The sequence below is a fragment of the Parapedobacter deserti genome, from assembly GCF_042646065.1.
GTDB classification, from domain to species: domain Bacteria; phylum Bacteroidota; class Bacteroidia; order Sphingobacteriales; family Sphingobacteriaceae; genus Parapedobacter; species Parapedobacter deserti.
The window spans coordinates 53,382-77,031 of sequence record NZ_JBHRTA010000038.1 but is presented as its reverse complement, the minus strand read 5'-3'; the positions used below and the strand labels follow the sequence as shown (position 1 = coordinate 77,031).

At 51.4% G+C, this 23,650-nt stretch carries 20 protein-coding genes; 11 read left to right on the top strand and 9 right to left on the bottom strand.

Annotated features, from left to right (window positions below):
• Positions 1-6: 6 nt before the first annotated feature.
• Positions 7-2,040 (bottom strand): excinuclease ABC subunit UvrB, encoded by a 2,034-nt coding sequence (gene uvrB / locus ACFOET_RS13065; RefSeq protein WP_379023337.1) that lies wholly within the window; start codon positions 2,038-2,040, stop codon positions 7-9.
• Positions 2,041-2,180: 140 nt separating this feature from the next.
• Between uvrB and upp the strand changes: the two genes are divergently transcribed.
• The 4 genes from upp to ACFOET_RS13045 all read left to right on the top strand — a co-directional run bounded on the left by upp (position 2,181) and on the right by ACFOET_RS13045 (position 5,925).
• A complete protein-coding gene (gene upp, locus ACFOET_RS13060) occupies positions 2,181-2,825 on the top strand; it encodes a uracil phosphoribosyltransferase (RefSeq protein WP_379023335.1) in 645 nt (214 codons plus the stop codon).
• A 191-nt stretch (positions 2,826-3,016) separates the two neighbouring features.
• Positions 3,017-3,490, top strand: coding sequence for a ribonuclease H-like YkuK family protein (locus ACFOET_RS13055; protein ID WP_379023333.1), 474 nt, complete (start codon positions 3,017-3,019; stop codon positions 3,488-3,490).
• A 148-nt stretch (positions 3,491-3,638) separates the two neighbouring features.
• Positions 3,639-5,378, top strand: a complete 1,740-nt coding sequence (locus ACFOET_RS13050; RefSeq protein WP_379023331.1) for a phospho-sugar mutase — start codon at positions 3,639-3,641, stop codon at positions 5,376-5,378.
• 1 nt (position 5,379) lies between these two features.
• Positions 5,380-5,925 (top strand): NUDIX hydrolase, encoded by a 546-nt coding sequence (locus ACFOET_RS13045; RefSeq protein WP_379023329.1) that lies wholly within the window; start codon positions 5,380-5,382, stop codon positions 5,923-5,925.
• A 48-nt stretch (positions 5,926-5,973) separates the two neighbouring features.
• Here ACFOET_RS13045 and ACFOET_RS13040 read toward each other — a convergent pair whose 3' ends face one another.
• Positions 5,974-7,203 (bottom strand): MFS transporter, encoded by a 1,230-nt coding sequence (locus ACFOET_RS13040; RefSeq protein ID WP_379023327.1) that lies wholly within the window; start codon positions 7,201-7,203, stop codon positions 5,974-5,976.
• A 339-nt stretch (positions 7,204-7,542) separates the two neighbouring features.
• Between ACFOET_RS13040 and ACFOET_RS13035 the strand changes: the two genes are divergently transcribed.
• Positions 7,543-8,208, top strand: a complete 666-nt coding sequence (locus tag ACFOET_RS13035) for an ABC transporter ATP-binding protein (RefSeq protein WP_379023325.1) — start codon at positions 7,543-7,545, stop codon at positions 8,206-8,208.
• A gap of 10 nt (positions 8,209-8,218) precedes the next feature.
• On the opposite strand, the gene ACFOET_RS13030 is transcribed toward ACFOET_RS13035, so the two are convergent.
• A complete protein-coding gene (locus ACFOET_RS13030) occupies positions 8,219-9,808 on the bottom strand; it encodes a S41 family peptidase (protein WP_379023323.1) in 1,590 nt (529 codons plus the stop codon).
• A gap of 180 nt (positions 9,809-9,988) precedes the next feature.
• On the opposite strand from ACFOET_RS13030, the gene ACFOET_RS13025 reads away from it, so the two are divergent.
• Positions 9,989-10,555, top strand: coding sequence for a hypothetical protein (locus ACFOET_RS13025; RefSeq protein ID WP_379023321.1), 567 nt, complete (start codon positions 9,989-9,991; stop codon positions 10,553-10,555).
• On the opposite strand, the gene idi is transcribed toward ACFOET_RS13025, so the two are convergent.
• A complete protein-coding gene (gene idi / locus ACFOET_RS13020) occupies positions 10,552-11,088 on the bottom strand; it encodes an isopentenyl-diphosphate Delta-isomerase (RefSeq protein WP_379023319.1) in 537 nt (178 codons plus the stop codon). The two genes, ACFOET_RS13025 and idi, sit on opposite strands and share 4 nt — an antisense overlap.
• A 26-nt stretch (positions 11,089-11,114) precedes the next feature.
• Positions 11,115-12,428 (bottom strand): nicotinamide mononucleotide adenylyltransferase, encoded by a 1,314-nt coding sequence (locus ACFOET_RS13015; RefSeq protein WP_379023317.1) that lies wholly within the window; start codon positions 12,426-12,428, stop codon positions 11,115-11,117.
• 163 nt (positions 12,429-12,591) lie between these two features.
• Here ACFOET_RS13015 and kbl point away from each other — a divergent pair, with 163 nt between their 5' ends.
• Positions 12,592-13,779, top strand: coding sequence for a glycine C-acetyltransferase (gene kbl / locus ACFOET_RS13010; protein WP_379023315.1), 1,188 nt, complete (start codon positions 12,592-12,594; stop codon positions 13,777-13,779).
• A 90-nt stretch (positions 13,780-13,869) separates the two neighbouring features.
• Positions 13,870-15,675, top strand: coding sequence for a translational GTPase TypA (gene typA / locus ACFOET_RS13005; RefSeq protein WP_379023313.1), 1,806 nt, complete (start codon positions 13,870-13,872; stop codon positions 15,673-15,675).
• A gap of 33 nt (positions 15,676-15,708) precedes the next feature.
• Here typA and ACFOET_RS13000 read toward each other — a convergent pair whose 3' ends face one another.
• Complete coding sequence (locus ACFOET_RS13000) at positions 15,709-17,169, bottom strand: RagB/SusD family nutrient uptake outer membrane protein (RefSeq protein ID WP_379023311.1); 1,461 nt, start codon at positions 17,167-17,169, stop codon at positions 15,709-15,711.
• Positions 17,170-17,191: 22 nt separating this feature from the next.
• Entirely contained in the window at positions 17,192-20,323 is a 3,132-nt protein-coding gene (locus ACFOET_RS12995; RefSeq protein WP_379023309.1) for a SusC/RagA family TonB-linked outer membrane protein, read from the bottom strand.
• 271 nt (positions 20,324-20,594) lie between these two features.
• Between ACFOET_RS12995 and ACFOET_RS12990 the strand changes: the two genes are divergently transcribed.
• The gene (locus ACFOET_RS12990) at positions 20,595-21,068 is read left to right on the top strand and encodes a DUF4293 domain-containing protein (RefSeq protein ID WP_379023307.1); all 474 of its coding nucleotides are present in this window, start codon (positions 20,595-20,597) and stop codon (positions 21,066-21,068) included.
• Positions 21,065-21,559, top strand: coding sequence for a hypothetical protein (locus ACFOET_RS12985; RefSeq protein WP_379023305.1), 495 nt, complete (start codon positions 21,065-21,067; stop codon positions 21,557-21,559). The genes ACFOET_RS12990 and ACFOET_RS12985 overlap by 4 nt, the downstream gene beginning before the upstream one ends.
• Before the next feature lie 7 nt (positions 21,560-21,566).
• Here ACFOET_RS12985 and ACFOET_RS12980 read toward each other — a convergent pair whose 3' ends face one another.
• Complete coding sequence (locus tag ACFOET_RS12980) at positions 21,567-22,103, bottom strand: tetratricopeptide repeat protein (RefSeq protein WP_379023303.1); 537 nt, start codon at positions 22,101-22,103, stop codon at positions 21,567-21,569.
• A gap of 243 nt (positions 22,104-22,346) precedes the next feature.
• Between ACFOET_RS12980 and ung the strand changes: the two genes are divergently transcribed.
• Positions 22,347-23,018 (top strand): uracil-DNA glycosylase, encoded by a 672-nt coding sequence (gene ung, locus ACFOET_RS12975; RefSeq protein ID WP_379023301.1) that lies wholly within the window; start codon positions 22,347-22,349, stop codon positions 23,016-23,018.
• Between the two features lie 3 nt (positions 23,019-23,021).
• Here the strand turns inward: ung and ACFOET_RS12970 are convergent, their stop codons facing one another.
• A complete protein-coding gene (locus ACFOET_RS12970) occupies positions 23,022-23,492 on the bottom strand; it encodes an Lrp/AsnC family transcriptional regulator (protein ID WP_090630636.1) in 471 nt (156 codons plus the stop codon).
• Between the last annotated feature and the right edge of the window lie 158 nt (positions 23,493-23,650).

The following is a 23,650-nucleotide window of genomic DNA, read 5'->3' as shown; positions in this document are numbered from 1 at the left end:
GCGATCTTATTTGCCGAACTGGTTTGCGTAGGTTTTTTCCAGCGCAAACATTTCATCACGCAATTTGGCAGCCTGAAGAAAATCCATGTCCTTGGCCGCCTTTTCCATGTCTTTCCGAACCTTATCGATCGCCTGCTTCAACTGCGGTTTGCTCATGTACTGCACCAGGGGGTCGGCCGCGACACTGCTCGCCAGCTCGGGCTCTACATATGCCTTAGCCTCACCACTCTTGAAATCTGCCACCGAGGTCTGTTCGAGTATCGCTTCCCGAGATTTGCCAACCGTCCGGGGGGTGATGCCGTGCTCTTCGTTGTACCGGATCTGCTTGTCGCGGCGGCGGTTGGTTTCTTCAATTGTCACTCGCATACTCTCGGTGACGGTATCCGCATACATGATCACGCGGCCCCGATCGTTGCGGGCAGCCCGACCGATCGTTTGGATGAGCGAACGCTCAGAACGCAAAAACCCCTCTTTGTCTGCGTCTAAAATAGCTACCAGCGTAACCTCGGGCAAATCCAAGCCTTCACGGAGCAGGTTTATTCCTACCAGCACATCGAACTCGCCCAAGCGGAGTCCACGCAGAATCTCAACACGCTCCAACGTTTTGATTTCGGAATGAATATACCGCACGCGGATGCCCAATTTGGCCATGTATTTCGTGAGCTCCTCAGCCATCCGTTTGGTTAGCGTTGTTACCAATATCCTGCCGCCTTCTTTGGATACGCGGTCCACTTCATCCAACAGGTCGTCAACCTGGTTGACAATAGGGCGGATTTCAATTACAGGATCGAGCAGTCCCGTCGGGCGGATCACCTGCTCCACGACAACACCCTCGGTCTGCTGCAGTTCATAGTCGCCCGGGGTGGCGCTCACATAGATCGTCTGCCCGACCATCGATTCAAACTCCGAAAAATTCAGTGGCCGGTTGTCCAATGCGGCAGGTAAACGGAAGCCATACTCCACCAATGAAATCTTGCGCGAACGGTCTCCCCCGTACATGGCACGGATTTGGGGTATCGTCACATGGCTTTCGTCAATAACCATCAGGTAGTCTTCGGGAAAATAATCCAATAAGCAAAATGGCCGCATACCAGGTTGTCTGCCATCGAAAAACCGTGAATAATTTTCAATACCGCTGCAGTACCCCAGTTCGCGCATCATTTCCAGGTCGTAGTTGACGCGCTCCTCCAGCCGCTTGGCTTCTAAAGGTTTTCCATCCAGGAGCAACTGTTCCTTGCGCAGCTCAAGTTCCTCTCCAATAGCCCACAGTGAGTCCACGAACTTCTCCCTTGGTGTCACAAAGAGGTTGGCCGGGAACAGCGCCATGGTTTCCATTTTATCCAAGGTTTTGCCGGAACCGGGATCAATCACGCTAAGCTCGTCAATCTCATCACCGAAAAAGGAAATACGGTAAGCCTCATCCATGTAGGCGGGATATACATCCACCGTATCGCCTTTCACACGAAATGTCCCGCGTTTAAAATCCGTCGTTGTACGGGCGTATAGGATTTCAACCAAGCGGTGCAGAAATGCATTGCGGCTAATAACCGTACCCACACCAAAGCGGAACACCGACCGCGAAAAATCTTCCGGGTTGCCCATACCATAGATGCACGAAACCGAAGAGACCACAATCACATCTCGCCGGCCCGACATCAATGCGGAGGTTGTCCGCAGCCGCAGCTTTTCGATTTCATCGTTGATGGCAAGGTCTTTTTCGATATAGGTGTTGGAAGATGCGATATACGCCTCCGGCTGGTAATAATCGTAGTAAGACACGAAGTAGTTGACGGCATTTTCCGGAAAAAAATGCTTAAACTCACCATATAATTGCGCGGCCAAGGTTTTATTATGGCTCAATATCAAAGTTGGACGCTGCGTCTGCTGGATGACATTGGCAATCGTAAACGTTTTGCCCGAACCGGTAACGCCCAGTAATGTCTGGTACATTTCTCCGGCATTGACTCCTTCCACCAGCTGTCGGATGGCCTCTGGCTGGTCGCCGGTAGGTACGTATTCGGATGTAAGTTTGAAATTCATGAAGTGCTGAACATAAAAACTAAGAACAACCTGGATTGTTTTTAGCGCAAGAGAACAAAGATAATCTTTTCACGTGAAGGCGCAAAGCTGCTTCACGCAAGGTCATTGCAAATGACGAATATAATGACTAAGTTTGAATCATGGTCCATGTCTTAACCGAACAACACAGTATTGCCAACCATTTTCTTGCCGAACTACGCAATATTGAAGTACAGCAGGATCGCATGCGTTTCCGCCGCAACTTGGAACGCTTAGGCGAGATTTTCGCCTATGAAATCAGTAAGACGCTCACCTATGAACCTGTAGAGGTCGAAACACCTTTGGGCATTGCCGAAACCGCCTTATTATCCGAGCAGCCCGTGCTGGCCACTATCTTGCGGGCCGGCATTCCGCTGCACCAGGGCATGCTCAACGTCTTTGACCAAGCAGATTGTGCCTTCATTGGCGCCTACCGAAAGACCAAGAAGAGCGGTGCGTTCGAAATTCGTAAGGAATATGTAAGTAGCGTAAACCTCGACGGCCGTTTGCTGATCTTGATCGATCCGATGCTGGCAACAGGTAAAACGGCGGTGCTCACCTGCAAAGAGTTACTCGACGATTTCAACATCAAGTCGCTCATGATCGTGTCGGCCATTGCAAGCGAAGAAGGCATTGCCCACGTCCGCGCGTTTCTCCCTCAAGCCCGGTTGTGGGTAGGCAGTGTAGACAGCGAATTGACCAGCAAAGCATACATCGTTCCTGGGTTGGGCGACGCCGGAGACTTAGCGTATGGGACAAGGGAATAGCACTTAGCGCCCGGAAATTTACAAACAACCGCAGTAATGCTTAAAGGTTAGACGCAAAGCCCATTGTTAATAACGGCACGGAGGTTAACAAAAACTTCATAATAAGTTATTGGCATTTAGGCGCTTTTTATCCGTAACTTTAAATCGCATTATGCAAGTGTTCTTTTCCGTATCTATCAATCCCCATTTATATGACTTGGAAAAAATTCAGTGGCGAACCCATCCGCCAACCCATTCTTGACGAAGTATCCGGCACCATCGCCCGCGAATATGCATTGGGCAACAAACTCAAAGTGTGCATTGGCACCGATTCGCAGGTAAAAGGCGCCATCACTGAGTTTGCTACCGTTATTGTATTCGTGCGCGAAAAGAAAGGGGGCTTCATGTATATCCATCAGGACCGGACCACCCAGAAAATGAGCATCAAAGAGCGCATGCTTGCCGAGGTGCAGCGCTCCATCGAGACCGCCTACTCCCTATGCGACCTGCTGGATCGATATAATGTCGATCTCGAGGTGCATGCCGACATCAACACCAACCCGATGTTCAAGTCAAACCAAGCGCTGCACGATGCGATGGGTTATATCCTCAGCATGGGCTTCGTATTCAAGGCGAAGCCAGAAGCATTTGCCAGCTCAGCGTGCGCTAACAAGGTAGTGCAGTGATCGGCCCTGCCCGGTGATTCTTCGTACCCTGTTGCCCCGCATTACCTACGTACGGCCTACAGCTTTTCATATTATCGCTATTTTGGTACACATTATGCTTACTTGTCAATCAAATTGATATTTTTGAACCTTAGGAAAAATTGATAGTATGGCTACAACGAATTTAGATCTGGCAGTGCGGACACGCGCCGAAGCTTGGTTGCGCGCCCCGTATGACGACGAAACCATCCAAGCGGTAAAGCAGCTTTTTGATACCGAACAATACACGGAGCTGACCGACAGCTTCTACCGGGACCTCGAGTTTGGCACAGGCGGCCTGCGAGGCATCATGGGTGTAGGCACTAACCGGATGAATAAATACACTATCGGCAGGGCTACGCAGGGGCTGAGCAACTACCTGCGCAAGACATATCCGGATGAAGAAATCCGGGTGGCTATCGCATACGACAGCCGCAACAATTCGCAGGCATTTGCCCGTTTGGTAGCAGACGTCTTTTCAGCCAATGGCATAAAGGTATATCTGTTTGCCGAACTGCGCCCCACTCCGCACCTTTCTTTCGCGGTGCGCCACCTGCACTGCCATGCAGGCGTAATGCTCACCGCCTCGCATAATCCGAAAGAGTATAACGGCTACAAAGCCTATTGGAACGATGGCGGGCAGCTGGTGCCACCACACGACAAAAACGTCATCAACGAGGTATATGCCATTGAAGACCCCAGCGATATAAACTTCGACCCGGTTGAAGAAAACATAACCCTATTGGGCAAGGAACTGGATGATGCCTACCTCAACGCAGTATCCGAACTGACCATCCGACCCGATGCCGTAGCCCGGCAAAGCGATCTGAAAATTGTCTTTTCGCCCATCCACGGGACAGGTGGTACGCTCATTCCTCCGACACTGGAGCGCTGGGGCTTTACTGACGTATCAATCGTGGAAGAACAAGCAACGCCCGACGGCAACTTCCCGACCGTGGTATACCCCAATCCGGAGGAAGAGGAAGCCATGTCGCTGGCCGTGAAGGAAGGCCAGCGTATCGGGGCCGACGTCATCTTCGCCACAGATCCAGACGCGGACCGCGTGGGAGCGGCCATAAAGAACGCAAACGGAGAATACCAGCTGCTCAACGGCAACCAGATCGGGAGTCTGCTGGTCAATTACGTGCTTTCGGCAAAGAAAGAGCAGGGCGACCTCCGTCCGGATGACTACGTGGTGAAAACGATCGTCACCACCAACCTCATTGCTGATATTGCCAAACAATATGGCGTGACATACCACGATACGCTCACGGGCTTTAAATACATCGGTGAGCTGATCACACAACGGGCCGGACAAGGCCGCTTCCTCGTGGGCGGAGAAGAGAGCTACGGATACCTTGTGGGTGAGCTGGTACGTGACAAAGATGCCGTCGTATCTGCGGTATTCATAGCGGAGATGGCGGCATACTATAAAGACCAGGGCAAAACACTGTTTGAAGCGCTGCTCGATCTCTACGTGCAGCACGGTTTTTACAAGGAAAAACTGATTTCGCTGACAAAAAAAGGTAAATCGGGTGCCGAGGAAATAGTTGCTATGATGGAACGCCTGCGCAGCAACCCTCCGCAGATCATCGGCGGCATCGAGGTAGCCGAAATCAAAGATTATAAAAACAGCGAATCATTCGATCTGAAAACCGGCAAACGGGGCGCCATCAACCTGCCGAAATCGGACGTACTGCAGTTCATCACAGTAGATGGGGATGTGGTATCTGCCCGCCCGTCAGGCACAGAGCCCAAGATCAAATTTTACTGCAGCGTGCGGCAGCCGCTTGCCGATACTGCCGACTACGAACGGGTAAGCCGTGAGCTGGACGAACGAGTAAACCTTATCATGAAAGACATCGCCTGATATGCTACATTGGGAAACCTTATCGTCAGAATACTTGGTGCAGGCACCGTGGGCCGTGCTGCGCAAGGACGTATGCCGCATGCCCAACGGGCATGTCGTGCCCGAATATTACGTGCTGGAGTATCCCGACTGGGTGAATATGGTGGCACTCACCGCCGACGGCCAGTTCATCCTTGTCAGGCAATACCGGCATGGAGTAAAGCAGGACGTGCTTGAAATCCCCGGTGGGGTAATCGACCCCGGCGAGGATGCCTCCACCGCAGCAGCCCGTGAGCTGCTGGAGGAAACGGGATACCGGTTTGACACGATCGAGGAGCTGGCCACGCTCTTTCCCAATCCGGCTACGGCAAACAACCGGACGTATACTTATTTGCTTACCGGCGGTGTAAAGGTACAAGAGCAGGAACTCGACGAGCAAGAGGAGCTGGACGTGCTCCTGGTGTCGCCCGACGAGTTGAAGCGGCTGCTGCTCGACAACCAGTTCGGACAGGCGTTGCATACCGCTGCGCTTTTCTACGCGCTAGTAAAACTGGAGCAATTGAAGTAACCGGACCTTTTCGCCAACTGTGCGATACCGGACACGAGGTGTTACAGGCTAAAAAATAGCTTTTGGATCGCTTCCGATTACTTTCTCAGCCTCCTTATGTGCGCCGGGTCCAGCCGTGGGCAACACACGGAGGTGTCGTGCTTGCAGCGTGATGAAAGACAGCGCAAATAAGGCGCCGATTGCGGCCATTGCGGCTCCCACCCACTCGGGAGCGGTGTAGCCATACCCCATAGCAATGGGTAGCCCACCCAAAAAGGCCCCTAGCGCGTTGCCTATGTTGAAGCTCGCCTGACTCACTGAGGCTGCGAGCATCTCGGAACCCTTGGCCGTATTGATCATCAACATTTGTATAGGAGCAGAGAGCGCGAAGGCGATGCCCCCGATGATGAACGTCATCACCAACGAAGGAACGGGATATACCGCCAGATACTGTTGGGAAACCAAGGCGATTGCCATTGCGATGAGCAGCATCATCGAAGCTTTCGCAGGTGACACCAGGTCTGCTAAGCGCCCACCCAGCAGGTTACCGATAAACATGCCCAGTCCGGCGAGCATCAGGATATAGGTCATCGATGTTTCCGCGAAACCTGAGACCTTTGTCATCAAGGGCGAAATATAGCTATACCAGGAGAATAATCCACCGGTGCCAATGGCAATCATCCCGATAATCAGCCAGGCCGACCGCTGCCTGAAAAAGCCGAGTTGTGTTTTCACGCTACCCGCCTGCCGTACGGGGAGGTTCGGAAGCCAGCGGTTCAACGATAGTAACGTGACGAGTCCTACCAATACCACAATGGCAAATGAGTACCGCCAGACAAGTTGTTGGCCGACATAGGTGCCGAGCGGTACGCCGATGAGGTTTGCGATGGTAAGCCCAGCAAACATCAGCGAAATCGCTTGAGCCTCTTTGCCTGGTTGGGCCAAGCGACTGGCAACTACCGAGCCAACCCCGAAAAAGGCGCCATGGGGAAGCCCAGCGAGCAAACGCGAAATGAGCAGGGAGGTATAGCTGGGCGCAAATGCCGAAAAAGCGTTAAAAACGGTAAACAAGATCATTAAACCAACCAAGATGCGCTTCGGCGGATATCTGCCGGCAATGACTACCAGCAAAGGTGCCCCGATAACGACCCCCAAGGCATATGCAGCTATCAAATGGCCAGCCGAGGGAATGTCAATATGCAGGTCACGGGCGATATCTTCCAACAATCCCATCATGACGAATTCGGTAATTCCAATACCCAAGCCGCCAAACATAAGTGGTAGTAAACTCTTCTTCATTGCCATTTGCGTCTTTGTGCATTCACGCCTTAGTGTACAAAGTACACAAATGTAAATACTTCCTGCTGATTTATAGGCATCCACCAACGTTTATTTAAAAATATGATATGGCATTGACCGGATAAAGTCAGTTCATGCCGAAGCATTAAGGTGTTCGAAATCGCACACGGGCTGTTCGGAATCGCACACCACCGGCTTATCAAATTCAGGCATTTAGTTCGTTAATAAGCATTTGCATTGTTGGTAGGATTTTGGCATGGTAAGCCGAAAAGAATGAATATATTTGAATGCCTTGCGCGACGTCCCAATGCTGAATACTGATACCGAACAAGTAACTACATGATTCACTTAACCAACATATTCAAATGGTACAACGTGGGCGGCAGTCGCTCCTTTGTGCTAAAGGACATCAACCTGCACATTGCGGCGGGTGAGTTTGTATCCATCATGGGGCCTTCCGGATCGGGTAAATCGACATTGCTCCACATCCTTGGGCTTTTGGACGAACCCGACGAAGGAGAATATCTCTTTCTGGATGAAAATGTGCTTGGATTGAAGGAAAAGCAACGGTCGACCCTCTACAAGCAACATATTGGTTTCGTGTTTCAGGCGTATCACCTGATAGACGAACTTACCGTATACGAAAACATCGAGACGCCGCTGATCTACAAAAACCTGAAAAGCAGCGAGCGAAAGGCTATCGTGGGTGATTTGATAGATCGTTTTGGCATCGTGGGCAAGAAAGATCTTTTTCCTACGCAACTATCCGGAGGTCAACAGCAGTTGGTAGGTATTGCCCGTGCATTGGCCACTACACCAAAACTGCTCCTGGCTGATGAGCCTACCGGCAACCTCAACTCCAAGCAGGGAGAGGAGATCATGAACCTCTTCAAGCAACTCAACCAAGAGGATGGGGTAACCATTGTACAGGTAACGCATTCGGAAAAAAATGCAGAATATGGCAATCGCATCGTAGAGCTACTTGACGGACAGATTGTTAGTTGATCAGAAAGGGTCATTCTCCATGAAGGGCTAACAGCGCTGTTGCCAATACTTTATCCGAGCGGTTCCGCACTTTGAAAAAGGCTTCACTGCCGAAATAATAACGGCCCAACAAGGCTTCGATATCCGTGCGTACCAATGGCTTCACGGCATCAGCTTCATCTGGGGTATAGTTAATGCCTTTCTCGCTGGCGTACTGCAGGAATTCGTGGTATTCTTTATCGGGAAGGAAATACCCCTTCAGGTAATTCTCTACCGAATAAGCCGGTGTGGATTTGGTGAGCTGACCGTAGACAAACGTTTCGATGATGCTGGCTTGCCGTATCTTCCGGTACAATGCACTGATCCCGTTGCTATCCACGGGTACCCACACATCTGGCGAAATGCCTCCGCCACCGTACACAAGCTTTCCGGACAAGGTTTTATAGACCGTAGTGTCGGTATCCTGCCTTCCTACGGCCGGCAGGTTAGTTACCTGCATGGTTTTGCGTGTATTGACGGTATAAGTTTTCTGTATACATCTGCCCAGTGGCGTGTAATAACGTGCCACGGTGAGGTTTAGCGCTGAACCGTCGCCGAAGCCGAACTGCTCCTGGACCAAGGCCTTGCCGTATGACCTCCGCCCAACAATGATGCCCCGCTCAAGGTCTTGTACCGCGCCGGCCACGATTTCGCTTGCTGAAGCTGATTGTTCGTCTATAAGTACCACCAAGTCGCCGTCGCCAAATATGCCATCAGCGCTGGAATAATAGTCAGTGCGTACCTCGTGCGCTCCCTCTGTGTAAACGATCAGTTGCTTATCCGCAAAAAAATGGCTGGCCAACGCTGTCGCGGCATGGAAGTACCCTCCGCCGTTTTCCCTCAGGTCAAGCACCAGGCGTTGAGCGCCCTGCTTCTTGAGGTGAAGCAGGGCCTGCTCGAAATCATCGGCCGTTTTGGCGCCAAAACGCCGGATCTTGATATAGGCTGTCGCCGTATCGATGATGTATGCCGCATCGATGCTACTTATTTCCACTCGGTCGCGCATCACCTTCAAGGGCAACGGCAGATTTTTGCCGTTTCGGTGTACCGTTAGTTCAATAGCGGTGCCCCTTCGCCCCCGGATTTTTTTTTCAAGCGCCTTTTCCGTAATGGGGGTACCCGCAATGGTATCCCCATCGATAGCAATGAGCTTGTCGCCCACGCGCAAACCAGCACGCTGAGCCGGTCCGCCGGCAATCAACCCGACGGTCATCAATGTATCATTCAGGCTGTAATATTCAATCCCGATACCTTCGAAACTTCCTTCAAGGGATTCTTGCTGCTTATGTGCCTGATTAGGGCGCAGATACTCCGAGTGCGGATCCAATTGTGATACGATCTCATCGATAGCGAGATCCTGAAGCTGGCCTATATTTACGCTGTCTACGTAATTGGACGCGATGATATCAATCAGCCGCTGCACCTTGCCCGTCTTGTCCGTAATACCGAAAGGCAGCAGTGCTCCCCCTCCCGTGCGGGCGTCTTCACCTGCGTAATTCTGACCGAGCAGCAATCCTAAAAACAGGACGGCACCGTACGTAGCCGCCACAAACAAATTCCTTTTTGTTTCCCTGCTCATCATCCTAGATAACACGGGCTAAATTAAATAGTTTCTTGCATTTCTCGCTGCCAAACACCTAAAAAAGACAATATTCTGATACGAAATAAACCTTCGCGTCTTCTTCAAACTGGATAGCAGCGGCAACGCTTTAACTTGTCACAAAATATTAGCATTTTTGCAGGAAGCAAAAGCACAAAAGCGATGCACGAGATTGAGCCATACTACCGCTGGAGGGATGATTACATCGCTGCCGACGACGAGCTATCGCCGTTTTACGGCACAGAGTACAGCGAATTTGAATTTGATAAGCAGATATACAATTTCCTGCTTCACCCGCAATGGGATACATTCGGGTCCAACACGTTATACCTCAAAATCCTGTTTGCAGACTATGAGCGCGGGTTTGCAATCATTGAACTGATAGGCGAATGGAATGATGCGATATATAACGATATCATGCTTTTCAAGCGCGAAGTCATTGACATTATGGTAAGCGCGGGTATTGGCAAATTCATCCTGATCGGTGAGAATGTGCTGAACTTCCATTCTTCTGACGATTGTTATTACGAGGAGTGGTTTCAGGATATCGAGGACGGCTGGATTGCAGGCGTCAACTTCCGCGGGCATGTGATCGATGAGTTTAAGTCAAGCAATATCGATTATTTCATCAACTTCGGCGGCAAACTTGATGAGCTGAACTGGCGCAACCAAAAGCCGCTACAAGTCTATAAAGCGGTAGAAGAACAACTGGCGCGGCGGCTTTATTAATCGCCAGATCGGTTGTCGGAGGCCGCTGATCCGAATGCGCGCTCATAAATGAGCTTGAACCATGCCGTATACCGGTCGGGATTGGACTTTATACCCTCTCCGATTTCTTGCAGGCCGGCCCAGTGAAAAGCGGCAGCCTCATCCGGATTAAGAGCTGGGTTGGAGTCGGTATATCCGACGAAAACATGATCCAACTCATGTTCTACCAAGCCGTTGTCAAAAGCGGCACGGTACAGAAACGTAAATGCGAAGGTGAGCGGAACGGCCAACCCCATTTCTTCCTGAAGCCGTCTCGTTGCCGCCGCTGCGGCAGTTTCTCCCGGAGCGGGGTGGCTGCAACACGTATTGGTCCAAAGGCCGGGGGTGTGGTATTTATGTGCCGCGCGTTGCTGCAAAAGCAAGCGCCCCTTGCTGTCAAATACAAAGACGCTGATGGCGCGATGCAATAACCCTTTGCGATGCGCTTCCAATTTTTCCATGGAGCCGATCTCACGATCTTGCTCATCTACTAATATGACGTTTTCCGTTTTCATTTTTTCGCTTAACTGGTTATTCACTTTTATACCGTTTTTACATACCGCTCATCGTAATTTTCAATATCAATAATGTACTTATTCTTGACAAGAAAATCGAAAAGTGGCAGTGCCTCGTTCGATACGGGCATATTGCCGGTATTGATAATCCGGTTGTCCTTTTTGTCGAGATAGGGGTAAGCGTACAGCTTTACATTTTTGCTGAATATCCCGCTTACATACGCCAGCAGCTCGTCGGTGTAATTGCCTTTGGTATATTGTTTGGAATTGAAAATGTTGCGCAGGTTGGAGATGTTCGTGGAGATGCCCACATTACGCGGTTTGAACTGAGCAAGGTACTCTGCGAGGTAATGGTTTCTCGTAAAATTGGACACCAGAATGTGGTTGCCCGTACTGCAAAGGTACTCGGCCCGCTCAGCAAAATACTGTAAGTCCTCATTCGTAAACTGCGGCGTCTGGTCGAGCGCATTACTCATCAACACCTCAATCATGACCACCAGGTTATCGTCTTGGATGCCGAGGTTCCGTTTGAACTGGTCTACGGCGAGGTTAAACAAATCGAAGTTTGGATTGGACTTTTGCCGATATTTGGTGCGCAAGATCATGATGTCCTTTTTATACAGGAAATCTTTGCTCTGATAGGCCCTACCATCCGGGTTGAAGATCGCAGCTTTTGAGAACCCCTTGGCGATCAGGTAGAGGTTGATCAGCCGTTCATTTACGCCATTGAAGGCAGGACCGCTGACCTTTACCAAGTCGATTTCCACTGATCCCGGCGAAAGGTTATCAGCGAGTGACTCGATCATGGTTTGGATATCCCGTGTATAGTAATAAGCGGCAAAGACAAGGTTTACACCAAGAATACCCAGCACCTTTTGCTGCAGCAGGTTGTCACTATCGAGCAACCTCACGTGAAAAATGATCTCGCTAGGCTCGCTGTCCAGTTCGTGCTGAAACCGCAGGCCCAGCCAGCCGTGCGGATCGTTCGATTTACTGAAATTGAGGGCTGCAACGGTATTGGCAAATGCGAAGAGCCGCTTTTTTTGATATTTCTCTCCAACGAGGCGTTCCGCAAGCAATGCATATTCATGTCCGAGCATTTTGCGCAACCGGGATTGGCTTACATAGCGCCCCGAGTCTTCCGCGCCATAGATAGCGTCGCTGAACGCCATGTCGTAGGCCGATATGGTTTTGGCAATTGTGCCTGACGCTGCACCCGCATTGAAAAAGTTACGGGCAACCTCCTGCCCGGCCCCGATTTCCGCAAATGTGCCGTATATTTCGTCGTTTAGATTGATCTTCAATGCTTTGCGTTTTGTCTCGTAGATTTCACGTGCCATGGCGCAAAGGTAGCGATTTAATGGGGGACCGTAAAGGATCAGTTAGAAACGCGTTTGCAAAAGAGGGGCAACGCTTCTAATGAAGTGCCGGTATAACTATTCCTATTTTGATTTTCTGCCTTATGCTGAAAAAAGGTACTTTTGCTACCAAAACCCAGTGATTATGTATAAAACGCTCCAACCCGTGCTTCAGCAGGAATTACAAGCCATCAAAGATGCCGGACTATATAAGAACGAACGGATGATCATCACCCCGCAAGGGGCGGATATCAAGGTACAGGGCGGTAAAGAAGTAATAAACTTTTGCGCCAACAACTATTTGGGTTTATCGTCAAACCCGAGAGTCGTCGAGGCGGCTAAGCAGGCCATCGATACGCATGGCTACGGCATGTCGTCCGTGCGGTTCATTTGCGGCACCCAGGATATCCATAAAACTTTGGAGGCGAAAATCTCAGAATTTCTCGGCACCGAAGATACCATCCTTTATGCGGCGGCTTTTGATGCCAACGGCGGGGCGTTCGAACCCCTGTTCGGCGCTGAAGACGCCATCATTTCAGACGAGCTCAACCACGCTTCCATCATCGATGGCGTACGGCTTTGCAAGGCGCAGCGCTTTCGCTATAAAAACTGCGATGTGGCCGATTTGGAAGAGCAGCTCAAAGCAGCACAGTCTGCCCGCCACCGCATCATCGTCACGGACGGTGCATTTTCCATGGACGGCAGTATCGCGCCATTGGGGAAAATCTGCGACCTGGCCGATAAGTACGAGGCCCTGGTTATGATCGATGAGTCGCATTGCACGGGATTTATCGGCAAGACAGGCCGGGGCACGCATGAATTGCATGGTGTGATGGATCGGGTAGATATCATTACAGGCACCTTGGGCAAAGCCCTTGGCGGCGCTTCCGGCGGATTCACCTCCGGCCGGAAAGAGATCATCGACATGCTGCGGCAGCGGTCGCGCCCTTACCTGTTTTCCAACACCCTTGCTCCGGCTATTGCCGGGGCATCCATCGCTGTGCTGGATATGCTGAGTGAAACCACCGAACTACGTGACAAGCTGGAGTACAATACGGGATATTTCCGCGAGAAAATGACCGAAGCCGGGTTTGATATCAAGCCCGGAGTACACCCCATTGTACCGGTGATGCTCTATGAAGCGCCCTTAGCACAGGAATTTGCAGCGCGGATGCTCGAGGAAGGTATATACGTCATTGGTTTCTATTATCCGGTAGTTCCCAAAGGCAAGGCCCGTATCCGCGTGCAGTTATCAGCCGCACAGGAGCAGCATCATCTTGATAAGGCCATTGCGGCATTTACAAAAGTAGGAAAAGCGCTGAAGGTTATATAAAAGCCTCGCAATGGTTAAAAAAACTCCTGATTCTCATAGTTTTTGTTTACCTTTGCGCCCTCAATTTTAATAAAAATACCCATCACCGGGATGCAAAAAACAAGAAATATCGCGATTATCGCACACGTAGACCACGGCAAAACCACCCTGGTAGACAAAATTCTCCACTTCACCAACCTCTTCCGCGATAACGAACAAACCGGAGAGTTGATTCTGGACAACAATGACCTCGAACGTGAACGGGGGATCACCATCGTTTCCAAGAACGTAGCGGTCCGCTACAAAGATGTCAAGATAAATATCATTGACACACCGGGCCACGCCGACTTCGGCGGGGAAGTGGAACGGGTGCTGAAGATGGCAGACGGGGTGATCCTCTTGGTGGATGCCTTTGAGGGGCCCATGCCGCAAACCCGCTTCGTGACCCAAAAAGCACTTGGTTTAGGGCTTAAGCCAATCGTTGTGGTCAACAAGGTCGACAAGGAAAACTGCCGCCCGGACGAAGTGTATGAAGCGGTGTTCGACCTGTTCTACAGCCTTGATGCCACAGAGGATCAGCTTGATTTCCCGGTGCTATACGGGTCTTCCAAACAAGGGTGGATGTCGACCGACTGGAAGCAGCCCAAGGAAGATTTTACGGACCTGCTGGAAGCTATCCTGGAGCACATTCCGGCGGCGCCTTATGTAGAAGGAACCTTGCAGATGCAGGTTACTTCGTTGGATTATTCGTCTTTCGTGGGTCGCATAGCCATCGGGCGTGTGGCACGGGGCATCATTAAGGAGAATCAGCCCGTAACCTTGGTCAAACGCGACGGCAAGATGGTGAAATCGCGGGTGAAAGAACTCCATACCTTCGAGGGGCTGGGCCGCGTGAAAGTAGAGGAGGTAAAAGCGGGCGATATCTGCGCCGTCGTGGGCATCGACGGGTTTGACATCGGTGATACCATCGCAGATTTTGACAATCCGGAGCAGCTGGCGGTCATCAAAATCGATGAACCTACGATGAATATGCTCTTCACCATCAACAACTCCCCGTTTTTCGGAAAAGAGGGCAAGTTTGTGACCTCGCGCCATCTTCAGGAGCGGCTGTATAAGGAAATGGAGAAGAACCTGGCCCTCAAAGTAGTTCCGACGGAATCGCCAGATTCTTACCTGGTGTACGGCAGGGGTATCCTTCACCTGTCGGTACTGATCGAAACCATGCGCCGCGAAGGGTACGAGTTGCAGGTTGGCCAGCCGCAGGTCATCGTTAAAGAAATCGACGGTGTGAAATGCGAGCCGATCGAAACAATGGTGGTCGACGTTCCCGCTGAAGTATCGGGCAAAGTCATCGAATTGGTTACCCAGCGCAAGGGAGAGCTCTTGGTAATGGAAACCAAGGGCGATATGCAGCACCTCGAATTCGATATCCCTTCCCGGGGAATTATCGGCCTGCGGAACAATGTGCTTACGGCTACCGCGGGTGAGGCCGTAATGGCGCACCGTTTCAAGGCGTATGAGCCCTGGAAGGGCCCAATACCGGGAAGACTGGCTGGCGTGCTGGTGTCCATGGAAAAAGGTCAAACCACGGCTTACTCCATTGACAAGCTACAGGACCGGGGCCGTTTCTTTGTAGAGCCAGGTGTGGAAATCTATGAGGGACAGATCGTTGGCGAACACATCCGCGACAATGACCTTGTGGTTAATTTGGTGAAGGGGAAGCAGTTGACAAACATGCGTGCTTCCGGCAGCGACGACAATGTACGTATCGCCCCAGCCATTAAATTTTCACTGGAAGAATCCATGGAATACATTCAGGCGGATGAATACATCGAGGTAACGCCCAAGAGCATCCGGCTACGCAAGATATACCTCACGGAAAACGAGCGGAAGGTCAACGCGAAGAAATTCCAATAGCAGACTTTATTATCATATAGGCAAACCCCGGCTTCAGTAGCCGGGGTTTTGTGTTAATGACGGGTTGGTACGCATTTCACTCTCGGGAATGGGCATCAACAAATATCTGGGATCGAACGTCAACGAACCTCCACCCTCTTCCGGACGGGCAAGGAAGGCATTCATGATTTCGGTTGCCCGCTCTGGCCCCTGGCGTACAATGTCAAACCAACGCAGTGCCTCGCAGGCAAACTCCAACCGGCGTTCGGCGAACAGCGAATCGCGGAAAGCTTGCTGATCTGGCACACCTACGCTGGTTAGGCTGTCCAGGCCGGCACGGCTGCGCACCGCATTAAGCAGGGAAAAGGCTTCGCCGTCTGCCTCATATCCCATTTCATTGAGCACTTCGGCATACATTAGCTGGACATCCGTGATGCGTAGTATCGGGAAGTTTACATCATTATCCATATTGTTGAGCGGAACCGTGCCATGCGAAAATTTTACGAAAAGCTTCGTCAGGCTATCAACGACATTGTTAACCGTCGTGTAACCCTTTTGAATCGTAACATCACGGCGCACATCAGTAGTATCATAAGCCTCGTACAGGTCGTCTGACACGGCAACCCAGGTAGACCGTCCACCCTGCGGAAACTGCTCAGCGCGAAGATTTTGGGGGACGAGAGAGTATACCAGCGGGTTGCCCTGGTTTACCAGCCCGCTGGTGTACTGAATTTGGAAGACGTGTTCCGGGCCGTTGTCCCGGGTGTTCAGAAAGCACTCAATAAACTTGGGGTAGGGGCTGAGGCCTTCGTAGGCAATTATTTCCTCCAGCAACGGGCGGGCAGCCCCGTAGTTGCCCATGTAAAGGTGCAGCCGGGCCAGTATCCCTTTAGCGGCATAACGCGTTGCGCGGCCCAGGTTATCTCCACCCTGGCTTTCAGGCAGCACCGCTGCCGCCGCTTCCAGGTCAGCCGCTGCAAAGGCAAAGGTTTCTTCCTGGGAACTCCGGGTTACCGCAACAATCTCCGCTGCGGGCATCACGCGGTCAATCAGCGGCATACCACCGAACAGCCAGCCGAGCTGAAAGTAGCAGAAACCGCGGATGAAACGTGTCTCTCCCCTCATGATGGCACGTACATTCTCATCCGGAAAATCCCCATCGTCGATTTGATCGAGGATATTGTTTGTACGGTTGATCACCGCCCAGTACGCCCCCCATACGCCAAGGATCAGGTCGTCGCCGGCAGTAAAGCCAAACCGTGCAGTGGGGAGATTTGCGGTGTTCTGCTGCGTGTTGACATTGTCACTGAGGCTTTCCACCAACATGGGGTAGTCAAAGCCGTGCACGCTGCGCAGCCCGCCATAAGCACCGAACAGCGCCTGGCGGAAGTCATTTACCGATCGGTAAAAATCAGCAGTGTTATAATCCGATTCAGGGGTGAGCTGCAATTCCTTGTTACACCCCCAGCTCGCCAGCAGTATAAAGGGCAATAATATGATTCGTATTTTTTTCATGGCTGTCTAAGCGTTGGCATAGTTAAAAAGAGACATTCACTCCCATGGTAAAGCGTTTAGATATCGGATATCCGCCGTAATCCGTGCCCGGCTGCGTATGCTCGGCTGTGCCTCCCCCGCCGGCATTGTTTGCTTCGGGGTTGGAACCGGGATATTGCGTGAAGGTGTGCAGGTTGTCGGCCATAACATAGAGGCGGACCGCACCGACATTCCATTTTTTGAGCAAGGAGCCTGCGAAATTGTAACCTAATGTCACATTCCGTATGCGCACGAAGGTGGCGTCGTAGACCCAAGTGTCGTTATATGCCGGATTCACTCCCACGACGCTGGGTGTCACACCGTCCCAGCTCATGTCTACCCCTGCCGGGATATTTCCCCGGAAACGCTCGGGCTTGTAGGCATGTAGCCAGTCGCGGTATTGGTTGGTTCCCTCTCCCAGTCCATTGTTGAAGCCGCGCCTTCCTTGGTAGAAAAGATCGCCACCGCGCTGACCCTGGATATCAAAGCTGAAGTCAAACCCCTTATACCCCATACGACTAGATACGCCCCAAAGGAAATCCGGCTGTGCATTACCCACGATGGTGTGGTCCTGTTCGTTGATCACGCCGTCCCCGTTGCGGTCTACGATGCGGATATTGCCTTCGAGCTGCCCGTTTACGATCGGCACTAGTGCATTGCCTTCCGCATCAAAATGCTCCGGCAGGAGCACTCCGTCTGTCTGGTACATAAAAAAGCTGCCTATGGGGTGGCCCACAATCGTCGCGTAGGCGTTAAAATCGTTGAGCGTACTCAGGTGGATAAGCTCATTGATCCCTGGGGCAAGCGAGAGGACGCGGTTCGTGTTTTTGGAGAAGTTTAGTGATGTCGTCCAGGTGAAGGCCTCACTCCGGATATTTTCGGTCGTCAATTGCAGTTCCACCCCCCGGTTTTCCACCTCCCCGATGTTGCTGCGGATGGTGGAAAAGCCGCTAACGCGGCTTGTTGGCACATTGAGCAGCAGATTGGAAGTCTTGTTGAAGTACAGGTCGGCCGCCAGCTGAATGCGGTTGTCTAGCAACCAGAAGTCCAAGCCGATGTCGCGGGACAAGGTCGTTTCCCAGCTCAGGTTTTCATTGGCGATATTGCTCGGAACCAGACCGATCACGCGTTTGCCGTTGAGGTTATAGTCTTGCCTACCCAGCAGCGAGATATGCTCGTAATTGCCAATGCGGTCGTTACCGGCTTTCCCGACGGATCCCCTGATTTTCAGCAGCGAAAGCCATTCCGCATCACTCAAGAACGGCTCATCGTTGATTTTCCAGCCTGCAGAGACGGCTGGGAAGAGGCCCCACTTATTATTCGCACCGAACCTGGACGACCCGTCGTAGCGGACGCTGGCCGACACCAGATACCGGTCTAACCATTGATACTGTACACGCCCAAAGAAAGAGGCTGTGGCGCTTTCGCCGATGGTGGTACGGGCCAGGAGTGGATTGTTGGCATTGTTGAGTGTAGGCAACAGGTCATTGGGATAGCCGTCGCCAGACGCCGCCATAACATCCTGACGTATAAATTCGTATTGCTGGCCACCCAAGATTTCAAGCACGTGGTCGTCACCCAGGTATGGGCGATAAGTGGCAGTGTTCTGGATGCTGAAGGTACCGTTGTCCGTGCTCGATGCGTAGCCGACCGCCTGGGCGCCAGGGTTCACATTTGCAGGGAGGAATTCATTATAGGCGGCATGTGAATAGATATAACCCAATTGGGTGCGCAGCGTCAGCGTCTTGATTGGCCTGTACTCCGCAAAACTGTTGAGCTGCATCTCATTCGCCCGGGATCGGGCCGTCATTTCGCGCAGACGAGCCAAGGGGTTGACATACGTTTGCGCCGGCGAAAATCCGGTTGCCACGGTATTCTGATCGATGCCAACCACCGGCGGCATCGCCAGGGCGTAATGCGCGTTGCTCTCCTTCCCGTCCGTTTCCGGATCATTCATGATGTTGAAAGACGTTGCTACGTTGGCCCCGAGGCGCCATTTTTCGCCGATATTGAAACTGGTATTCGCCCGGAAGTTATAGCGCTCGAACCCCGTGTATTGCATTACTCCATCTTGGCGAAGATATGACCCCGATAGCAGAAACGTACCCACATCCCCGCCACCCGACACGGTCAACGCATAGTTTTGCATGGGGGCATTCTGATACACAATATCCTGCCAGTTGTTATCGGGCAGCGACCCAGGGTTGAGGTAGCTTTCCGGATACTGGAATTCCGCCGGCCTACCGGCTATGGGGAGGGAGGGATCGCCCCCAGCCTGCTGAAACCGCGAATCTCGCAGGTAGCGGATGTATGCCGTATATTCCTGGGTATTCATCATGGGCAGGAAGCGGTCAACCGCCTGATACCCCACGTAACTGTTTGCATCAACCGTGGTCTTCCCGGCCGCGCCTTCCTTGGTCGTAATGACGATAACGCCGTTGCCACCCCGTGCACCATAAATTGCGGCTGAAGCGGCGTCTTTCAGCACTTCGACGGAAGCAATATCACGAGGATTTACATTGCGCATGTGATTCTGCTGAATGCCATCGACCACATATAGTGGATTGCTGGATGCGGTGATGGAGTTGATTCCCCTTATGGTAATATTGGCCGCTTTCCCAGGCCCCCCGGTGCTCTGGCTCACCCGTACGCCCGCAATTTTGCCTGCGATTCCCTCTTCACTGTGACTGATGGCATTGTTTTGGAAGGCGCGGCCCTCAAGTGAACTCACCGCGCCCGTTACATTTTCTCGCCGCACCGTGCCATAGCCGATGACGACTACCTCATCCAACACCTCAGCCGCCGCGGGGGTCAGCACGATGTCCTGACCATCGGCCACACTCATAGGCATTTCCAAAGGCTCAAAGCCCAGCATGGAAAACACCAACATGACCGCCGAATCTGTGGACGACCGGATTTCAAAGGCTCCTGCCTCGTCGGTCTGGTTTCGGACGTCAGTGCCCTTGATGCTAATCGTAACGCCGCTAAGCGGAGTCTCCTTATCATCGGTCACCCGCCCTTTTACCACCCGCTGCGCGGTATCTGCCTGAGTGGTGTCCTGTTGGGACACTTGGGTGGTATCTTGCGCGGAAGACTGCTGGCTAAAGGTTGCTAATGTGGTGGGATAACTTTTCAAGCTGCTGCAAAGCATCCCTGCGCAGCAACTCATGCATAGAAGCACCCGCATACTATTACTGAACGTCATATCCAATTAAATTATTTTAAACTGTTGATTTCAGCGGGTAACCGCAGAACGTGTTTATTTCAATCGTATGCTGGACAGAGTAATATACAGCGCTCGGTCAGTTTTGTTTTGGGAAAGTAAGGACAAACACAAGTGGCATCCGGATGTTGTGTATATTGGCGAGTTTAGCTAAGTTTGCCCAACAACATAAATTAGAAACCCTATGATCCAACGTATTCAGACTGTTTGGTTGTTTCTGGCCTCGGCAACGGTGTTTGCGTTATTCCTTTTTCCCTATCTCCAATATTCGGATATCGGTGGTGTCGGCAAGGCACTGAAAGTAACCGGAATATACCATGGACTTGAAGGGCAGTCCATCCGCGAAGAGTTTTTTATTCTACAGACCATCGTCACCGTATTGTTGGGCCTTTTTCCGCTTTTTATTATTTTCAAGTTCCGAAACCGTAAGCAGCAGGTTCAGTTGATTATACTTGAAATCGTACTACTTCTGCTGTTCGGTGTATGGTTGTATGTAACGGCCAGCACAGCGTTGACGGAGGCCAGACAATTTCTCTCGGCCAGAAACGTCGGGGTAGGATTCTTCCTGTTGCCCATCTGTATTATTTTCTTATTGATGGCCATCGGTGGTATCCGAAAGGATGAAAAATTGATCAAATCAGCGGATCGGTTGAGATGATGAGCAATACGGCATTCATATCGGCGCTGACACTGTGGTGTGTTATCGGTGTTTCCTTCCAATGCATGGCCGACTCCAATGCCGGCCAGGATTCCAATGTCGTTGTGCTGGACGATATCCGGTTTGAAGTATCCCGGTTTCTGATTGATTCAGCGAACGCCAGGGCGGAGCTATTGCTTACCAGCCTGAAGGATAAGCCCCGCGAATTAAAACTAAACGTTTACGGGACCCAGCTGGTGGATAACAACCGGAATGCTTATTATTTCTCGACCATCGAACTGGGGCGGGTACTCATGCGGTTTGAAGATAAACAGAACTACCTGCACTACCTGCTGCAGCCAGATACGGCCGTGAAGCTAACCGTTACCGCTGACAACATTTCCGCTGACGCCGACGCTATACAGGTTATGAAGATCGTGTTTGAAGATAGCACGGATGAAGGCAAATTTTTGGATGTATACCTGACGGCACCAGCTGCAGCGGGCCGGTAGTAGCGATCTAACGATACCGGATTTGCTGCCGGTCCATCATACCCATTTGGTCTTTCATCATCTTGATCTGGTCTGCCAGCAGCTTATTTTTATCCGCCTTTTTCGCCTCCTGTAGGTACTTGGCGGCCTCCCGCTTGTTGCGCTTGGCCATGGCGATACCGGCAAGGCTAAGCTTGGCCAAGGCCACATTGTGCGCCATGTGCAACCCCAACGAAAGCGCCTTCTTAAAATATTTTTCTGACTGCATCGGCGACTTCTGCGATTCCATCAGCCCCAGCAGCAGGTGATAATAGCCGTGCTGAGCACGGATGAGCTGCTTTTCGTAGTTGGTGATACGGCTCAACCACCGGGCTGCCTTGGCCATGTTCTCCTTGCGCAGATAAAACTGAGCGACAAGCATATTCTCATTGAAAAACACCGTGACGAAGGCGATGATAGTTACCAAAATGCCCAGGATGCCCCACCCCCATTCGCCATAAAAAAACAGGGAAACGGTGCCGATAAGGATAAGCGTAGATATGATGATGCGGACGAGATTAGACATGTCGATGTGATTTATTCCCAATGTGCTCAATAACCGTGCAAACTTAGCTAAATTTGCTTGCATTTAAAAGCAAATAATTCGCGTCAGATTGCCTCATCGGTGCTGATGAACATACGCAGTTATCACGCGCTTCGCCGCCACTGGGAACGGCGAAGTCCTCTTGACCCCAGCTGGAATATCCGTCTATTTGCCCGCTTCAGCAGTTGGTGAACTAGATTTTACAATAAAGTGTACTTTTGCGGTATGAGTATTCAACTGGAAAGTGGCTGGAAAACGGCTCTGGGGCCGGAGTTTGAAAAGCCTTACATGCAAGCGCTCAAGCTGTTTCTGCAGGAAGAAAAAAAGCAACATCCCGTATTTCCGCCGGGCAATTTCGTTTTTAATGCCTTTAATCACACCCCTTTTGACCGTGTGAAGGTGGTCATCTTGGGGCAAGACCCGTACCACAACGTTGGCCAGGCTCATGGGCTGGCCTTTTCGGTACCCCGCGGGGTTCCCGTCCCGCCCTCATTGCGCAACATGTACCGGGAGTTGAGTACGGACATCCCTGGGTTCCGGATTCCCAACCACGGCGAGCTTACGGCCTGGGCTGACCAAGGGGTACTGCTGCTTAATGCCACGCTTACGGTACGGGCACATGTGGCAGGTTCGCATCAGGGCAAAGGGTGGGAAGCGTTTACCAATAAGGCCATCGCGGAGTTAGCTACCCAACGCAGCGGCGTGGTGTTCCTGTTGTGGGGACAGTATGCCAAAAATAAAGCCGCCCTGATCGACCATCGCAAGCACCATATCCTGACCGCGGCGCACCCATCGCCCCTATCTGCCTACAACGGCTTTTTCGGGTGCCAGCATTTCTCGAAGGCCAATGCCCTTTTGGTTGCACAGGGATTGGAGCCGATAGATTGGCAGGTTTAACCGTCAATATTCCATCGGGACAATGGGCTCTTTTTTGCTTGTTGACATGATCATCATCGTCTGGAATGTCTTGACGTAGGGAATCTTGCTGATCTTCTCCATGATGACGGCTTCGTACGCCTTGATGTCTTTCACATATACCTTCAGGATAAAGTCGCATTGACCGGTCACGTGATGGCATTCGGTTACCTCTTTAATGTTTTTCACCGCTTCCACAAACTCGGGGATCGCATTGTGCGTATGAAAGTCGAGCGACACCTGAATAAACGATTTGATACCCAGGCCGAGCTTTTCTTCATCGACGAATGCGTGGTAACTTTTGATATAGCCGGAGTTTTCAAGCTTACGCACACGCTCCAGCGTGGGTGCGGGCGACAAGCCGATGCTCGACGCGAGTTGCAGGTTTGTAATGCGTCCGTTTTCCTGTAGCAATTTCAGGATTTTGAAATCGGTTTTATCGGGTTGGAAAGGCATGTCTGAAAGCTTTTGAAACCAAATTATATTCTGCAATAATACGATTAATATTTCATACTTTCTGTCATTCTCGAGTAGACCAACCGAAACAGTCGTCACCACTTCATGCCAATCCAGCTCATTATCACCAATTTGTAAAAATGACGGCCCGTATAGCA

Excerpts from the sequence above, each read along its gene's own strand:
- ACFOET_RS13055 (WP_379023333.1), top strand. The coding sequence starts at position 3,017 with ATGACTTGGAAAAAATTCAGTGGCGAACCCATCCGCCAACCCATTCTT.
- upp (WP_379023335.1), top strand. The coding sequence starts at position 2,181 with ATGGTCCATGTCTTAACCGAACAACACAGTATTGCCAACCATTTTCTT.
- ACFOET_RS13045 (WP_379023329.1), top strand. The coding sequence starts at position 5,380 with ATGCTACATTGGGAAACCTTATCGTCAGAATACTTGGTGCAGGCACCG.
- ACFOET_RS12980 (WP_379023303.1), bottom strand. The coding sequence starts at position 22,103 with ATGTCTAATCTCGTCCGCATCATCATATCTACGCTTATCCTTATCGGC.
- ACFOET_RS13025 (WP_379023321.1), top strand. The coding sequence starts at position 9,989 with ATGCACGAGATTGAGCCATACTACCGCTGGAGGGATGATTACATCGCT.
- ACFOET_RS13040 (WP_379023327.1), bottom strand. The coding sequence starts at position 7,203 with ATGAAGAAGAGTTTACTACCACTTATGTTTGGCGGCTTGGGTATTGGA.
- typA (WP_379023313.1), top strand. The coding sequence starts at position 13,870 with ATGCAAAAAACAAGAAATATCGCGATTATCGCACACGTAGACCACGGC.
- ACFOET_RS12970 (WP_090630636.1), bottom strand. The coding sequence starts at position 23,492 with ATGCCTTTCCAACCCGATAAAACCGATTTCAAAATCCTGAAATTGCTA.
- ung (WP_379023301.1), top strand. The coding sequence starts at position 22,347 with ATGAGTATTCAACTGGAAAGTGGCTGGAAAACGGCTCTGGGGCCGGAG.
- ACFOET_RS13015 (WP_379023317.1), bottom strand. The coding sequence starts at position 12,428 with ATGGCACGTGAAATCTACGAGACAAAACGCAAAGCATTGAAGATCAAT.
- kbl (WP_379023315.1), top strand. The coding sequence starts at position 12,592 with ATGTATAAAACGCTCCAACCCGTGCTTCAGCAGGAATTACAAGCCATC.
- uvrB (WP_379023337.1), bottom strand. The coding sequence starts at position 2,040 with ATGAATTTCAAACTTACATCCGAATACGTACCTACCGGCGACCAGCCA.
- ACFOET_RS13050 (WP_379023331.1), top strand. The coding sequence starts at position 3,639 with ATGGCTACAACGAATTTAGATCTGGCAGTGCGGACACGCGCCGAAGCT.
- idi (WP_379023319.1), bottom strand. The coding sequence starts at position 11,088 with ATGAAAACGGAAAACGTCATATTAGTAGATGAGCAAGATCGTGAGATC.
- ACFOET_RS12990 (WP_379023307.1), top strand. The coding sequence starts at position 20,595 with ATGATCCAACGTATTCAGACTGTTTGGTTGTTTCTGGCCTCGGCAACG.
- ACFOET_RS13030 (WP_379023323.1), bottom strand. The coding sequence starts at position 9,808 with ATGATGAGCAGGGAAACAAAAAGGAATTTGTTTGTGGCGGCTACGTAC.
- ACFOET_RS13000 (WP_379023311.1), bottom strand. The coding sequence starts at position 17,169 with ATGAAAAAAATACGAATCATATTATTGCCCTTTATACTGCTGGCGAGC.
- ACFOET_RS12985 (WP_379023305.1), top strand. The coding sequence starts at position 21,065 with ATGATGAGCAATACGGCATTCATATCGGCGCTGACACTGTGGTGTGTT.
- ACFOET_RS13035 (WP_379023325.1), top strand. The coding sequence starts at position 7,543 with ATGATTCACTTAACCAACATATTCAAATGGTACAACGTGGGCGGCAGT.